Source organism: Microcoleus sp. AT9b-C3 (genome assembly GCF_036705485.1).
Taxonomy (GTDB): domain Bacteria; phylum Cyanobacteriota; class Cyanobacteriia; order Cyanobacteriales; family Microcoleaceae; genus Microcoleus.
In genome coordinates, this window is record NZ_JAUBUR010000021.1 from 124,828 (window position 1) to 138,991 (window position 14,164).

At 45.9% G+C, this 14,164-nt stretch carries 15 protein-coding genes; 10 read left to right on the forward strand and 5 right to left on the reverse strand.

What is annotated here, in order from left to right; genetic code table 11:
- Nucleotides 1–44: 44 nt before the first annotated feature.
- Complete coding sequence (locus QUB77_RS19420; protein WP_190660572.1) at nucleotides 45–314, reverse strand: hypothetical protein; 270 nt, start codon at nucleotides 312–314, stop codon at nucleotides 45–47.
- A gap of 254 nt (nucleotides 315–568) precedes the next feature.
- Here QUB77_RS19420 and QUB77_RS19425 point away from each other — a divergent pair, with 254 nt between their 5' ends.
- The 3 genes from QUB77_RS19425 (at nucleotide 569) to QUB77_RS19435 (ending at nucleotide 2,855) form a co-directional block, all read left to right on the forward strand.
- Entirely contained in the window at nucleotides 569–1,792 is a 1,224-nt protein-coding gene (locus QUB77_RS19425) for a hypothetical protein (protein ID WP_333175920.1), read from the forward strand.
- Nucleotides 1,793–1,802: 10 nt separating this feature from the next.
- Nucleotides 1,803–2,036: a hypothetical protein gene (locus QUB77_RS19430; RefSeq protein WP_333175918.1), complete on the forward strand. Its 234-nt coding sequence runs from the start codon at nucleotides 1,803–1,805 to the stop codon at nucleotides 2,034–2,036.
- A 180-nt stretch (nucleotides 2,037–2,216) separates the two neighbouring features.
- A complete protein-coding gene (locus QUB77_RS19435) occupies nucleotides 2,217–2,855 on the forward strand; it encodes a restriction endonuclease subunit R (protein ID WP_333175916.1) in 639 nt (212 codons plus the stop codon).
- Nucleotides 2,856–2,935: 80 nt separating this feature from the next.
- On the opposite strand, the gene QUB77_RS19440 is transcribed toward QUB77_RS19435, so the two are convergent.
- The 3 genes from QUB77_RS19440 to QUB77_RS19450 all read right to left on the reverse strand — a co-directional run bounded on the left by QUB77_RS19440 (nucleotide 2,936) and on the right by QUB77_RS19450 (nucleotide 5,294).
- Nucleotides 2,936–3,271 carry a ribulose bisphosphate carboxylase small subunit gene (locus tag QUB77_RS19440; protein ID WP_190745620.1) on the reverse strand — a complete coding sequence of 112 codons (336 nt, stop codon included), beginning with the start codon at nucleotides 3,269–3,271 and terminating at the stop codon, nucleotides 2,936–2,938.
- Between the two features lie 45 nt (nucleotides 3,272–3,316).
- Complete coding sequence (rcbX, locus tag QUB77_RS19445) at nucleotides 3,317–3,727, reverse strand: RuBisCO chaperone RbcX (protein ID WP_333054738.1); 411 nt, start codon at nucleotides 3,725–3,727, stop codon at nucleotides 3,317–3,319.
- Nucleotides 3,728–3,863: 136 nt separating this feature from the next.
- Entirely contained in the window at nucleotides 3,864–5,294 is a 1,431-nt protein-coding gene (locus QUB77_RS19450) for a form I ribulose bisphosphate carboxylase large subunit (protein WP_333045238.1), read from the reverse strand.
- A gap of 787 nt (nucleotides 5,295–6,081) precedes the next feature.
- Between QUB77_RS19450 and QUB77_RS19455 the strand changes: the two genes are divergently transcribed.
- The 5 genes from QUB77_RS19455 to panB all read left to right on the forward strand — a co-directional run bounded on the left by QUB77_RS19455 (nucleotide 6,082) and on the right by panB (nucleotide 11,055).
- Entirely contained in the window at nucleotides 6,082–7,839 is a 1,758-nt protein-coding gene (locus QUB77_RS19455; protein ID WP_333175914.1) for a serine/threonine-protein kinase, read from the forward strand.
- A gap of 64 nt (nucleotides 7,840–7,903) precedes the next feature.
- Nucleotides 7,904–8,338 carry a hypothetical protein gene (locus QUB77_RS19460; protein ID WP_333175912.1) on the forward strand — a complete coding sequence of 145 codons (435 nt, stop codon included), beginning with the start codon at nucleotides 7,904–7,906 and terminating at the stop codon, nucleotides 8,336–8,338.
- A 96-nt stretch (nucleotides 8,339–8,434) separates the two neighbouring features.
- Nucleotides 8,435–9,235: a hypothetical protein gene (locus QUB77_RS19465; RefSeq protein WP_333175909.1), complete on the forward strand. Its 801-nt coding sequence runs from the start codon at nucleotides 8,435–8,437 to the stop codon at nucleotides 9,233–9,235.
- Between the two features lie 54 nt (nucleotides 9,236–9,289).
- Nucleotides 9,290–9,754 (forward strand): hypothetical protein, encoded by a 465-nt coding sequence (locus QUB77_RS19470; RefSeq protein ID WP_333175907.1) that lies wholly within the window; start codon nucleotides 9,290–9,292, stop codon nucleotides 9,752–9,754.
- Between the two features lie 524 nt (nucleotides 9,755–10,278).
- Nucleotides 10,279–11,055 carry a 3-methyl-2-oxobutanoate hydroxymethyltransferase gene (gene panB / locus QUB77_RS19475; RefSeq protein ID WP_333175905.1) on the forward strand — a complete coding sequence of 259 codons (777 nt, stop codon included), beginning with the start codon at nucleotides 10,279–10,281 and terminating at the stop codon, nucleotides 11,053–11,055.
- A gap of 61 nt (nucleotides 11,056–11,116) precedes the next feature.
- On the opposite strand, the gene tatA is transcribed toward panB, so the two are convergent.
- Complete coding sequence (tatA, locus tag QUB77_RS19480) at nucleotides 11,117–11,308, reverse strand: twin-arginine translocase TatA/TatE family subunit (RefSeq protein WP_006632937.1); 192 nt, start codon at nucleotides 11,306–11,308, stop codon at nucleotides 11,117–11,119.
- A gap of 130 nt (nucleotides 11,309–11,438) precedes the next feature.
- Here tatA and QUB77_RS19485 point away from each other — a divergent pair, with 130 nt between their 5' ends.
- Together QUB77_RS19485 and QUB77_RS19490 are read left to right on the forward strand one after the other, a co-directional pair.
- Complete coding sequence (locus QUB77_RS19485) at nucleotides 11,439–12,176, forward strand: phycocyanobilin:ferredoxin oxidoreductase (protein ID WP_333175903.1); 738 nt, start codon at nucleotides 11,439–11,441, stop codon at nucleotides 12,174–12,176.
- Between the two features lie 71 nt (nucleotides 12,177–12,247).
- On the forward strand, nucleotides 12,248–13,891 hold the full coding sequence (locus QUB77_RS19490) for an HlyD family efflux transporter periplasmic adaptor subunit (protein ID WP_333175901.1): 1,644 nt from the start codon (nucleotides 12,248–12,250) through the stop codon (nucleotides 13,889–13,891).
- Nucleotides 13,892–14,164 lie beyond the last annotated feature (273 nt).

Genomic DNA, 14,164 nt, shown 5'->3' on the forward strand with positions numbered 1-14,164 from the left:
TCATTTCTCAAAACAGGATACAACGAGGCGATCGCACTTTTTCTCTACCCCTTTGCACTACTGTACCCAGCCGGCCTCAAATCCGGCGACAAACCTAAAGATTTCCCCAGCAAACGAGCAAGTTGCACTAAAAAATTAGCAGTATCTTCGTCACCTTCGCGCGCCATTGAAGCCGATATCTGGATTAGCATTTGCACAAATCCCGCATCAATTAAATCGGAACACGAACTCAAAACCTCTGGCTCTTGGCCGTTGGGACAGGTAAGCACTCGCTCGATTAAGTTCAAATAAGCCTCTTGGCGTTCTGGATTCATTTTGGCAGAAGCTGTACAGTAAATAATTTATTATTACGTTTAACTCAGTCCTGTCAATCAGGCGATCGAATAAGCGATCCCCGTTTTTACTCTAGAAACTCCATTCAGTCAGGAATAGACAGAAGCTTAAAGAAAATCTTAAGTTTCTCCCTGCTAGTTTAGTCGAGGTAAACTGGCCCGATGCGCCCCCTAGAATTCAAGCTAAGCTGCGCCAATAATAACCCTAAGATTCAAGGGAATTAAAAATATACAAAATGAAAATAGGAATATTTTTAGGAAATCTCGGAAACCCCGCCATCTACTATCCCAAACTCGCCCCAATTACCGGCGGAGTCACGGCGAGTATTTTTCTTTGCCAATTATTGCAATGGCAATCACAAAAGTCCAACTCCGGCGAATGGGTAAAAACCAACAGCAGCGAAATTGAAAAAGCCACCGGTTTAAATCACGATGAACAAGAACTCGCGAGACGCCTGCTCAAAGTGCGATCGCTCCTGAAAGAAAAATTAACAACTCCCAACACAGACACCCTAGAACTCTGGGCGGACATTGACGCTTTTGAGGAAAAACTCAATAACTTTTGGACACCGAATCCACCAGATATTATAACACCGATAAGTCGCGAAAACAACAATCACCCTGTAGAAGTTTTCCGCGAAACATCACCCCCAAATCATGTAGTTAAAACCGACAAATATTTTGGGCAACCTCGCCAGCAAATAGCCGTTGCTGTCACGCCGAATTACCGATTTAGCGGCCCTTGGAATTCCCAAGAACAACTGCACAACTTTCAGCGAGCTTTAGAAGCATATGCTCAAGAGCGCAACTTAGGATTTGGCAATCCTTCTGGATGGGCATTTAAAATTATTGACAGCATGACAAAAGGCTTAACCTCGACTTTTTGGGATGAATTTATCGAGGGAATCCCTTTAGGAGAAAGTCAGAAAGTCAAGCGGGATTGGGAAATTGAGCCGGAAGTGCCTTATCCTGCTTTTGAAGAAGAGCGAATTCAGTATTACGTGCACAAAGGCGAACCGCTGGAAGCAGCAGTGTCTAAAGCCCGTGCTGATTTGAGAAACCCGGTTTTGGGCAAAGATTTGTGGGAGGGATTTCTGCGAAAGTGCGATCGCCTTGCTGATGATGCACTCAAAGCAAAACAGCAGGGAGTTGACACACCATATCTGCCCTCTTCCTTCAACGAAAAACCGCAAATTACCAAGGATAGCGTTATGCGGAAGTTAGGGGCGATCGCACCTCAATTTGCTCTCAATCAATCGACATCCGACTCGATTCCAGAAGCGCCAAAAATTGCAGGAATAGAATTGCCAACCACCGCCGAAATCCCCAGTATTTCCTCTTTGCAAAAAGCTTACCAAACTCCTCTGGGCCGAAGTATAGTTGAAAAACAAATCGCTGCCAACCCCGACTGGGGCTACGAAATAGTTGACGGCGAAATCGTAGAATCTATCCCTTTTTAATGAGGCTGATATGAAACGAATTAGCGATATCAATCCGCTGGGGGAAGAGCGACCAAATCCTTCTGAGGAAGAGAGAGAAAACCTGCGGGGGGAAAGGTGGCAGCGAGAAAGAGATGAAGCATATCAAATGTTAGTTGAACTCTGCAGCTTGGGCGAATATGACATGGCCGAGCAGTTGGCAAATCGACATTTTAATTGGGGTTATGAAATAGTTGATGGGATTGTGATAGAAAGGATAGATTAGGTTTGGTGTCACCCGACGATTGAAATCGCGTCTACTTTCATGGGCAGGCAAGAGGCCTACTTCCCAAGAAACTTGATATGTTGTGGAACAGGCATCTTGCCTGTTCCTAAGAATGGTGTAAGTGGACTACCACAAGGTCTATGTTAGAATTCTCACTAAAACTTGAATAACTATTAAAATATGACGACAACTATTAATGTCAAAAACCCAACATTAGCAGAAGTACACCGTCTCTTCGGCTTTCAAAAACAGTACACTAACTCATTTACCTCTCTGTTATCCCTTGAAGATATCACAGAACACGAACAGCAGGAAATTATACAAATTAGGGATGACTTCGATGACTACATTTCAACCGATCCAGTTTCTGAAGGACTGGTAAAAGCTCTGACTACCTTTCCCTTAATGCGATTGGCTGGCTTCTACCGCCGCCCGATTAAAATTAGTTTAGAACAAGACATTGCCGAAATTAGCATTGAAGATGAAGATACTATCATTAAAGGAAGATTTGATATCTTAGCAGTCAACAGGATAAAACCCATCAGAAGCGATACATATTTTTGGGTTTTGGTGATTGAATCTAAAAATTCTGGAATCAACGCATTGATGGGTTTACCCCAATTGCTAACCTATGCTTATCAAAATTTAAAATATCAGGACACAATCTGGGGCTTGACAACAAACGGAATGCACTATCAGTTCGTCAATATTCAGGGGGGCAATAACCCAACCTATCAACTAATGCCTTTGCTAAACCTGATGGAGTCCGACTCTTCAATTTTGTTGCTGCAAGTGTTAAAAGCTATTTGCAAACTATAAAAAAAGAGGCAGAGAAAATTCCCCGCCTCCAATCTGCAATGACTGTTAACCTAAAAGTTAGATTAGCCAGCCAATACTTTTTAGTAGCCTCTGGTGTTAGGCTTGTGGACGATGAAGCTGAGCACTTGGCACTGCTTCACGTTGTCAAAACCCATGACGCGGATGTAGCAGCTAGGATTTTCTTGGCGGCAAGCTTGAACTTCAGCCATGATTTCTTGGACGCTGCGAGCACCAAACAAAGGCAACTTCCACAAAGTCCAGTAGCGCATTTCAGCAGCAGAGGTTTCGTTGAATTCTACGCCGGGAATGTAGCCTTGATCCAAGATGTACTGCAGTTGCTTGGCAATTTGCGCGTCTGTCAGGGGGGGCAAATAGGACAGAGTTTCGTAACGACGCTCTTTAGGTAAAGTCTTCATTTTTTGTATCTCTAAGGTGTGTGTTCGATCGCACTTGTCGATCGATTAACTCGACAAATTATCCAGATTCGGTTCTGAATCTATTGATGTTTCAGGATTACTGCTAGAAACAGACCAATTAAGTTGCGTAGTTCGCTCTAAATGCTGGCGTCTGTGTTCCATATTCGCCTGTTGAATGCCAGTACAAACCATTTCTGGCAAAAATTCCGTCACATCGTGAGCCAGATACTCTCGCACAGTCATGATCCGAAATCCTAAATCTTGATTTTCCAAAAGCAACTCTTGAATATAAGCTTCTCCATCTTGGATTTTCCCCTTAGTGGAAAAGTCATTCAACCAGATTGCCAGAGGAGGATTGGTTTCGCTCAACTGAGCGACCACCATCCGCACGGATTGATAGGTTAGGTAACTTGCCAGCACCTTAGCGGTGTCTTTCGCAACTTGTTTGAGATCCATTTTGACCCCAGCCCCCTCAAATTTTAGATTTTGGATTTTAGATTTTGGATGCAAACTTACTTGTAAATCTTCTTCAAAGATAAAGACTTCCCAGCAAGTTTGCGACCTAAAACCTAAAATCTCCAACCAAAAATCCTTAAAGGGTATCCATTGCCTCGAACTCAAACTTGATTTCTTTCCAGAGTTCGCAAGCAACAGCCAGTTCAGGAGACCATTTGCAAGCTTCGCGGATTACGTCGCCGCCTTCGCGCATCAAGTTGCGGCCTTCGTTACGAGCTTGGACGCAAGCTTCCAAAGCAACGCGGTTAGCAGTTGCACCAGGTGCGTTACCCCAAGGGTGGCCCAAGGTGCCGCCGCCGAACTGTAAGCAGGAGTCGTCGCCGAAGATTTCCACCAAAGCCGGCATGTGCCAGATGTGGATACCGCCAGAAGCAACCGGCATGACACCGGGCATGGAGGCCCAATCTTGGGTGAAGTAAATACCGCGGCTGCGGTCTTCTTCGATGTGGTCTTCGCGCATCAAGTCTACGAAGCCCATCGTGATGCCTTTTTCGCCTTCGAGTTTGCCCACAACTGTACCGGAGTGCAGGTGGTCACCGCCGGACATCCGCAAGCACTTGGCAAGCACGCGGAAGTGGATACCGTGGTTCTTTTGACGGTCAATCACGGCGTGCATAGCGCGGTGAATGTGCAGCAAAATACCGTTGCGGCGGCACCATTTAGCCAAGGTGGTGTTTGCAGTGAAACCACCGGTCAGGTAGTCGTGCATGATGATGGGGGTTTTGATTTCCTTAGCGAACTCAGCCCGCTCCATCATTTCTTCGCAGGTAGGGGCAGTTACGTTGAGGTAGTGACCCTTGACTTCGCCAGTTTCTGCTTGGGCTTTTTCAATAGCTTCTTGAACGAACAAGAAACGATCGCGCCAACGCATGAACGGTTGCGAGTTGATGTTTTCGTCGTCTTTGGTGAAGTCCAAACCGCCGCGCAGAACTTCGTAAACGGCACGGCCGTAGTTCTTAGCAGACAGACCCAATTTGGGCTTAATTGTACAACCCAGCAAAGGACGGCCGTACTTGTTCAATTTGTCCCGCTCAACGGTAATACCGTGAGGAGGGCCTTGGAAGGTTTTCAGGTAAGCAATGGGAATCCGCAAGTCTTCCAACCGCAGAGCGCGCAGAGCTTTGAAACCGAACACGTTACCGACCAAAGAGGTCAGCAAGTTGGTGACGGAACCTTCTTCAAACAAATCCAAAGGATAGGCAATGAAGCAGATGTATTGGTTGTCTTCACCGGGAACTGGCTCGATGTCGTAGCAGCGACCTTTGTAGCGGTCGAGGTCGGTCAGGAGGTCAGTCCAAACAGTCGTCCATGTACCTGTAGAAGATTCAGCAGCCACAGCAGCGCCTGCTTCTTCTGGGGGAACTCCCGGCTGCGGTGTGACGCGGAAGGCAGCCAAAATATCTGTATCTTTCGGCGTGTAGTCCGGCGTGTAATACGTTAGTTTATAGTCTTGAACTCCGGCTTTATACCCAGCCTTTGATTGAGTTTGGGTTTGCGCGTAAGCCATATCTCGCTTCCTAGTATTCGCTTAATTTTTTTGCCCGATCGCAGGCTGTTAAAAATATATCAATAAAGTGGCACTCTCAAATTTTAATATTCTTTTAATCATCATAAGTATTATTTATTTTGCTTTACATTAGGCAAATATTTGTAACATATCTTATGAAAACTCAGCGGCGAAGGATGCAGGAGGAAAGGCTGGGGATCGCAGAGTGGGGAGGAATTTCGAGCGAGCGAAAGATATTGTGCAGCGAGCCGAACAGCGGATCAATACGGTTTATGTAAAGAATTTAATACTTAAAAATCAGAATTGGTAAGGGGTAATGGGCCAGGGGGAAGTAGTTAGAAATACCTAAAGTTGTGGATTGCAGTTGAGATCGATAGATCGATCTCATCTGCAATTAAGGATTGTAGCAATCTCAAATCAAAAATCCCAAATCACAAATCCCGTAGGGGGGCGAGAAACCCGGTTTATAGGAAAAATTTAGGTTGAGTAACTAGAAATCAACGAAGAAACCGGGTTTCACCGGAAAGCAAGTGCGATCGCCAACTAATCCCGCAATTCTTCAATCCAAAATCCAAAATCTAAAATCTAAAATCGACTGACTCCCAGACCGTCAACTCAAAAATCGACAGCATACCACATAATATGGACAGGACTTGTGCAGCAAGAGCAAGCTCGTTTCTCAAACCAAATCCGTCGTTACAGCCATTTAACCTCGCCCAAAACCGGGTTTCTGCGTTAGCTGCGCGTAAGTCTACTATGGATATTTAGCCCCCTTTTTACTCTGGTTGTGCCTCACCCCCCTTCAAAAGCCGTTCACTGCATCAATCCAGATTGCCCAAGGCCCTACCCTCAGACTTGGGGCAACAATTTTTGTCATAGTTGCGGGGCTCCCCTGCGGCTAAAAAATCGCTACCTGCCTCTAGAAAGCCTCGGTTCCGGGGGTTTTGCAGCGATTTTCACAGTTTGGGACACCGAAACTGAAACCGAGCGCGTCCTGAAAGTGTTGCTCGAAACTTCCGCCAAAGCGCTGAAACTGTTCGAGCAAGAAGCTTGGGTTTTGGCACTTTTGCGGCACCCTGGTGTCCCTAGAGTCGAGCCTGACGGTTATTTTCACGTCCAAACGCAAAATTTTGCAGGCGGCGAGGGAAATCCTGCGGCGAAGCGGCTGCCTTGTTTGGTAATGGAAAAGATTCACGGCAAAACTTTAGAAGAGGTTCTCGACGAGCACCCTCAAGGATGTCCGCAGGAATGGGTGTTTAGTTGGCTGAGTCAAGCTGTGGAAATTTTAGAGGAGTTGCACAGGTGTCAGATTATTCACCGCGACATTAAACCCTCAAATTTGATGTTGCGAAACCCGGAATCGCCCCAAGTTTTGCTAAGCAAGGGTTTGGGCGGACTGCAATTGGTGACGATCGACTTTGGGGGAGTTAAACAGATGGGCGGTGTCGAATCCGCGGGGAAAGATTCTCGGAGTTCGACGCGGTTGATTTCGCCCGGGTACAGTCCGCCGGAACAAATTGCGGGCGGCGGTGTGGTGCCGGCAACGGATTTTTATGCCCTGGGGCGGACTTGCATTCACTTGCTGACGGGGAAGTATCCGGCGGAAATTGAAGATCCGATGACGGGAGAGTTGCGGTGGCGCCACATTGTATCTGTGAGTCCGCCTTTGGCGAATTTGTTGGACGATATGGTGCGATCGAATGTGCGGGAACGTCCGGCGACTGCTGGCGATGTTCGGGCGCGTTTGCAGGAGATTTATGCTAGGAGTAAGGGTAAAATCGCCATAGCCCCAATGGGTCAAGCTATTTTAGAATTCTGCCGGCAAATAGTGGTGGCGGGGGCGCAAAAAACGGCAAATTTGACGGTTGTGCTGTTCGGGGCGATCGCCCAAATCGTGGTAGCTTCTTTGGATACCGGCTGGGAAATGGTGCTCGGTGCCGTTGGTGGAAGTGCGGGGGCGATCGGCGGTTTGGTTTTGGGTTATGCTTCGCCTATTGGCCCGGAAATTGCCAGTTTTCTGAATGAAGGTTTGCAGCAATTAATGCCTAACATGACTTTCGCTGTCGGGCCCGAAGTGCTGCTGTTTGGGTTGGCGGGCTTCGGAACTGCGATCGGTTTGACGGATGCGGGGAGTTTTCGCCAGCAAAAACAGTATTGGCTGTCTGGATTGATGGGAGCTCAGGGCTATTTGTTGGCGGGTTTGTGTTGGATGGAAGCAACAGCTTCTAGCGGTGTGCAGGGGGTTATTTTGGGAGCTTTTGCGATCGCCTCTTTGACTGTGGGAATGGGTTTGCGGAGCCATCAATTAGTTCATGCTTTGGTTGTGGCTGTTTTCTCTACGGGAATGTTTCTGTTGCTGAATGCTTGGAACATTTTTCCGGGGAGTTTCTTTGGGATTTTGTCACTGTCTAACGTTACCTTCGGCTGGCTGCAAGTTTGGGGATCTATTGTGTTTTTTGGTTTGTTGGGAAGTGCGATCGGGCTTTGTTTGGGAGTAAGTCATTATTTAGTTGTGCCCGTGCTCAGGTGGTTGGGCTGGCGGTAGAAATTAACACCAAATCACTATGCTAATCGAGTCGTTATCAATTAAATTTGTCTCACGATTTTCAATGGTTGGTGCTCTGGCGATCGCCCTTGTGTTCAGCAGCCCCAATCTAGCCAAAGCCGAATCGCGAGAACAAGCCGTCGATCGATTGACCGATTTCTTATTCTACAGGGTTAATCCTCAGTTAAACAATCGCAAACTCCAAGCGGGCGATCGCGAATATAGCAATCAATGGCGGAGATTGCGCGAAGCGATCGATCCGCGAGTCAAGTCGGTACAAGAAGTCTGCTTTAGGCCCGCCCCAGGAGATACAGGATGGGAATTCACGACAATTAACGGCGAAACCTACGAGCAAACCTACGATTTACTTGCAGATACAATTTTTTACAGCCGCCATCCTCAACGCACCGGGCAGCAAATTCCCAAAAGCGATCGGATCGGTATTAGTGAATGGTCAGCAATTCGACGCGAAATGTATATTTCCAATTGTGGACTGTGAGACTCGATCGCCTTACACCGCAGCATCGAGCGAATATAACTCCTAGAGGTCATCTCTACACAACTCTGTAAAAAGAAAGGTTTTCAACCAATGAGTATGAAAAGTTGGATATGCGATCGCACTCTTATTACAACCATAATTATTGCACCATTGATGGGACTAATCGCCATTGGATATACAAGTTTTGCCGGTGCTGCACCACAGCAAGAAGTTCCCAGCATAAATAGTGCAAAAATCGATACAGCCCGTCAAAATAAACTCCTCAATAATCCTGAAAAAAATTCAATAATCGTTGCTTTAAGTGACAAAGTTCAAGTCAGCCTTGAAAATTCTGTAAATGCTTCAATAAAAATACCTCTTCAACAAGGTATGCCATACAAAGAGGCGCGTCAAATCCTGATTCAACAACAGTGGCAGCCAAGCTTACAGGGTCAACCTAACCTCAGAGATAGTTCTGTTAAAGAGCTATTTGATTTGGGGTATAAAGAGATTAAGGATTGTTCTGGTACAGGAGAGGGGCCTTGTCGTTTTGAGTTTATCAATCAACAAGGAGAACTGCTAGTTATAGTCGCTACGACAAGAGGTTCTGAAAATACAAAACGTTTTGTGAGGAATTGGTGGATTGAGCAAAAAACAGATAGCAATCCACAAAAATCGTCAGCAAACATAATTCAAGAAGGTCGTTATTGGTTGGGAGGTACGGATCAGGGTTTAGAGGTAAAGGAAAAACAATATCGATATTATGACGAGTCTAATATCGAGCGACCGTGGCAACCTCTATCTGAGTTACAATATATCAAAAAAGGCGTTGTTTTTGATGGAAAAAATTATTGGTGTTTATCTACTCTCGTACCTAAAACAGGAGGAATTTCTTGTTCTAAAGATGGATGGCAATAAAAAATTTATCATCAGCTATATCGGGGAAATTTATAATTTTTATTGGGTTAAATTGTGCTAATTAAATCACTTTCAATTAAGTCAATATCTAATTTTTTAGGGGTGTGTGCGTTAGGTATAGCCCTTGTACTCGGTGGTTCCAATCTAGACAGTGCTACAGCGCGCGATTATGAATCACGCACTCAAGCTGTGGATAGGTTTACGGATTGGTTTTTTTATAGAGTGAATCCTCAATTAGGAGGTCGCAAATTGCGCTCTGACGATTCTTCTGCCTACATCCGCGAATGGAATGCTATTCGTAGTACAGTCGATCGAGAAATGATTGCTACGCAAGGAGATTGCGTCGGTGATGCTTTCTGGGACTTCGATTATCGTTCTCATGGGCGATCGCTCGATCGGATTGCAGATACAATTTGGGATATCCGCGATCCATCGGGTGACAAAACTCGTGCAGATGTTTCTAAACAAGAATGGCAGAAGCTTCGTAATTTAATCATTAGAGAGCATTTTTGCTATTAATTTGCAACAATTGTCAAGCAAAATTAAACAATAAATAACACCACTTATCTCAGTTACAAATTTTGTTAAAACATAGAGGATGTACGCTAAATTGTCCGAGCGCTCAGTTAAGTTTAACCCTAGTTGGTGAAATCAAAGGAAATACAGCAAGAGTAACCAGAAAATTTCTTAGGTTCAAAAATGTTGGTTTTGCCTTAGCTGGACGAGAAGGCAGGTATAATTGTGTAGAACATCGCGCAGGTGAATAACCTTGACTCGGCTTCATTATCCAGGCAGATTTGGGTTGAGAAGGGGCATTGAAAAATTAGGGTTAATTCTTTTGGCAGCCGAGGGAATGCAAAGTTATATTCGCGTATAAAGTTTATCTAATTTTCTCCTCTTACTCTTCGTACCCCTCTGCGGGAACGAAAGTTTGACTCGCGACAGCGATTCCTAGGGCAGAATGATAAATAATATAATCTACGATCGCCCGGATTTGATATCATAACTAATAGCGGGAGATAATATTATATTTTTGCACTAAAATGTCAGTCACTACTCATCAATTAATCCAGTGGAAACAACAACAGCGACCAATTGTCGCACTGACAGGTTATGATTATGCGATCGCCCAACTACTCGACCAAGCAGGCACAGACATCATCCTAGTCGGCGATTCCCTCGCAATGCCAGTCTTAGGCTACGAAACAACCCTACCCATAACCCTTGATGAAATGCTGCACCACGCTAAAGCAGTGCGCCGTGGTGTTAAACAAGCATTAATTGTTGTAGATTTGCCGTTTTTGACTTACCAAGAAAGTGCCCAGCAAGCGCTGCACTCGGCCGGGAGAGTTCTGAAAGAAACTGGCGCTCAAGCTGTAAAATTGGAAGGTGGATATCCAGCAATGGCTGCCACAGTTTCGCAGCTAACATCCGCCGGAATTCCGGTGATGGGGCACGTTGGTTTAACTCCGCAGTCGGTACACCAACTCGGCTACAAAAAACAAGGAAAAACGGCCCAAGCAGCCGATCGCATCATAGCAGAGTCGATCGCCCTTCAAGAAGCCGGTGCCTTTGCGATCGTCTTAGAACACATTCCCGCCGACTTAGCTGCTCAAATTACCCAAAAATTAACTATTCCCACCATTGGTATCGGCGCCGGGCCGCACTGCGACGGTCAAGTTTTAGTTACTTCCGATTTGTTGGGACTTTCCGAAAAACAGCCGCCTTTTGCGAAAGCTTACGCCAATTTGCGAGAAACAATTACCCAAGCTGTGAAAGATTATTCCCTTGAAGTTAGAGAAGGCAAATTTCCCGAATAGGTTCGTAGTGAGGGCTTTAACCATTAAAAAGTAGGACTAAAATCCTCACTACAAACCTAATTTACACTTTCGGCTGACCCTCTTCCTCTTTATCCTTCTCAACAGCTTCATCCTCAGATTGACCAACCCCTTCCTTAAAACTCCGCAGCGTTTTGCCCAAAGCATTTCCTAACTCAGGAATCTTCTTGGGGCCGAAAATTAGTATAGCCACCACCGCAATAATGCCCATTTCCGGCAATCCCAGACCAAACATACACTCATCTCCTGTAAAACTTGCTCGATCGTAAGTCAATCTACTGATATTGTTAAAGTATCTACCTTTTTTCCTGCATCCTGCAACAGTAGAATCAAGTTTTATTAAGCTATCCCCCGATAAATTAGGAATGTTAGAAATATCCCAGCCTTCCCTCCGCGAACAACAGCACTACCTCATCCGCCATTTAGCAGACCGGATGGAAGCAGTATGGCACCGCTATCTCGACCTCGAACCCTACCACCTGCCCGCTGAGTTGGGATACGTAGAAGGGCGCTTGGAAGGAGAAAAACTGATTATTGAAAACCGCTGCTATCAAACGCCCCAGTTCCGCAAAATACACCTCGAACTCGCTAAAGTCGGGCCGGTACTTGACATACTGCACTGCGTGATGTTTCCCAGACCGAATTATGCTTTGCCGATGTTCGGTACGGATATAGTAGCAGGCAAAGGCCAAGTTAGCGCCGCGATCGCAGATCTTTCTCCCCTCAATCGAGATCGAACTTTGTCGGAAACCTACCGAACCCAACTAAAAATTTTGCCGGTCAACCAATTTTCTTGTCCCCGCCAAATTCCCGAATGGGGGGATATTTTCTCAGAATTTTGTCTGTTTGTGCGGCCAGAGTCGATGGAAGAAGAAAACAGATTTCTGGACATAGTTGAATCCTACGTCGAAATTCACTGCCAACAGGCAGTCGCCTCCGAACCAGTCTCTGCCGCCGAAGAATCGAAAATTCTCGACGCTCAAATTTACTACTGCACCCAGCAACAGCAAAACGACAAAACCCGTCGCGTACTCGAAAAAGCTTTCGGTCAAGATTGGGCCGAACATTACATGACAGACGTGCTTTTTGATATCCCTAAATAGCTGAAATTGGTTTACAATACTTAATAGTAGGTGGGCCAAACTTAATTAGGAAATCACCTACTTTATAAGTAATGGGAAAGGAATCACGGGTCAAGGATAAATCATTTTTAAAACCCCCAGGACGAGGAGTCATCGGTTTAGCGATCGCGGCAACTCTCATTACCACAGGAGTCGGTTTTTGGCAAGTATCTCAACTTAGAAAAGCCGAAGAGTTAAAGGCGGCGGCTGCAACGGCTGCTGCAACTTCCGTCGCCACCCGCAACAGTGTTACCGCTTTGGGTAGGTTGACTCCGCAGGGGGAAGTTATCAAATTGTCCGCCCCTTCGGCGTCGGAGGGAGCAAGAATTGAACAGTTGCATGTGGAAGAGGGCGATCGAGTCAGTCAAGGACAAATCATAGCAGTTCTCGATACGCGCGATCGGCTCCAAGCAATCCTCCAACAAGCCGACAAAGAAGTCAAAGTCAAACAAGCAGAATTAGCGAAAATTCAAGCAGGCGCAAAAACAGGGGTTGTCGGCGCTCAAAAAGCAGAAGTTGCCAAGTTTGAAGCACAAGTGCAAAGGGAAACCGAAGCCGAAGCAGCCAATGTCGCCCGCTTAGAAGCTCAACTGCGAAGAGAAACCGAAGCCGAACAAGCTAACGTCGCCAAATTCGAGGCACAACTCCAAAGAGAAACCGAAGCCGAACAAGCTAATCTTGCCAAATTTGAGGCACAACTCCAAAGAGAAACAGAGGTGCAGCAGTCCAAATTGGCTAGGTTAGAAGCTCAATTGCGCGGCGAAATTGCCTCTCAAAATGCTACAGTCGATCGGCTAAAAGCCGAATTAACCAACGCCGAAGCCGAGGAACAACGGAATAAAGAACTCTCCGAAACAGGCGCAATTTCTGCTTCTGCCTACGACACCAAACGTTTAGCAGCAGAGACGGCTCGCCAGAGAGTCAAAGAAGCTCAAGCTGTATTAGAAAAAACAGTGCAAACACTGCAAGAGCAAATAGTCGAAACTAAAGCCACAATCAAACAAACCGTAGAAACAGGCAACCAGGAAATTAATCTCTCTCGCGCCAATCTCAGACGCAAGTTAGAAACAGGTAGGCAGGAAATTAACCAAGCCAGAGCCACCTTAAATCAAAAGATAGAAACCGGTAGAGAACAAATTAATCAAGCCGAAGCAATACTCAAACAAAAAGCAGAAACTGGCCAAGAACAAATCAATCAAGCCCAAGCAAATCTAGACCAAATTGCCGAAGTCCGTCCCGAAGACGTGCAAGCCGCCCAAGCCGCCGTCGAAAGTGCGATCGCCGCCAAACAAAAAGCTCAAGTAGACTTAAACTTAAGTTACGTCAAAGCACCCGTATCGGGCTATATCCTCAAAGTTCAAAGCCGACAAGGAGAAGGTGTCAACACTCAAGATGGCATCGTAGAACTAGGCGGTACCGACCAAATGTACGCCGTAGCAGAAGTTTACGAAACCGACATCGCCAAAGTGCGAAACGGCCAGCGCGCCACAGTCACCAGCCCGGTTTTTACAGGCACTGTGGAAGGAACAGTCGCTCGCATCGGCAAACAAATCGGCAAAAAAGATGTCCTCAATACAGACCCCGCAGCCGACACCGATGCGAGAGTTATCGAAGTAAGAATTCGCCTCAACCCAGAATCGAGCAAGAAAGTTGCAACCCTAACAAACTTGCAGGTTGAAGTTAAAATAGATATTTAAGATAGAGAGTTGATAGTTGATAGTTGATAGTTGATAGTTGATAGTTGATAGCTAACAATTGTCATTTTCGACTATAATTAATGATTGTTGACTGATGGCTAATAACTCAAGATTTTTTACGCGCTTCTGTGGTGTAAGGTGCGCAGTGCGCACCCTACAGATAGTCTGTGTTGTTTGCTACCACTGTCAACCCTCAGTAAGGTGCGCAGTGCGCACCCTACAGATAGTCTGTGTTGTTTGCTACCACTGTCAACCCTCAGTAAGGTGCGCAGT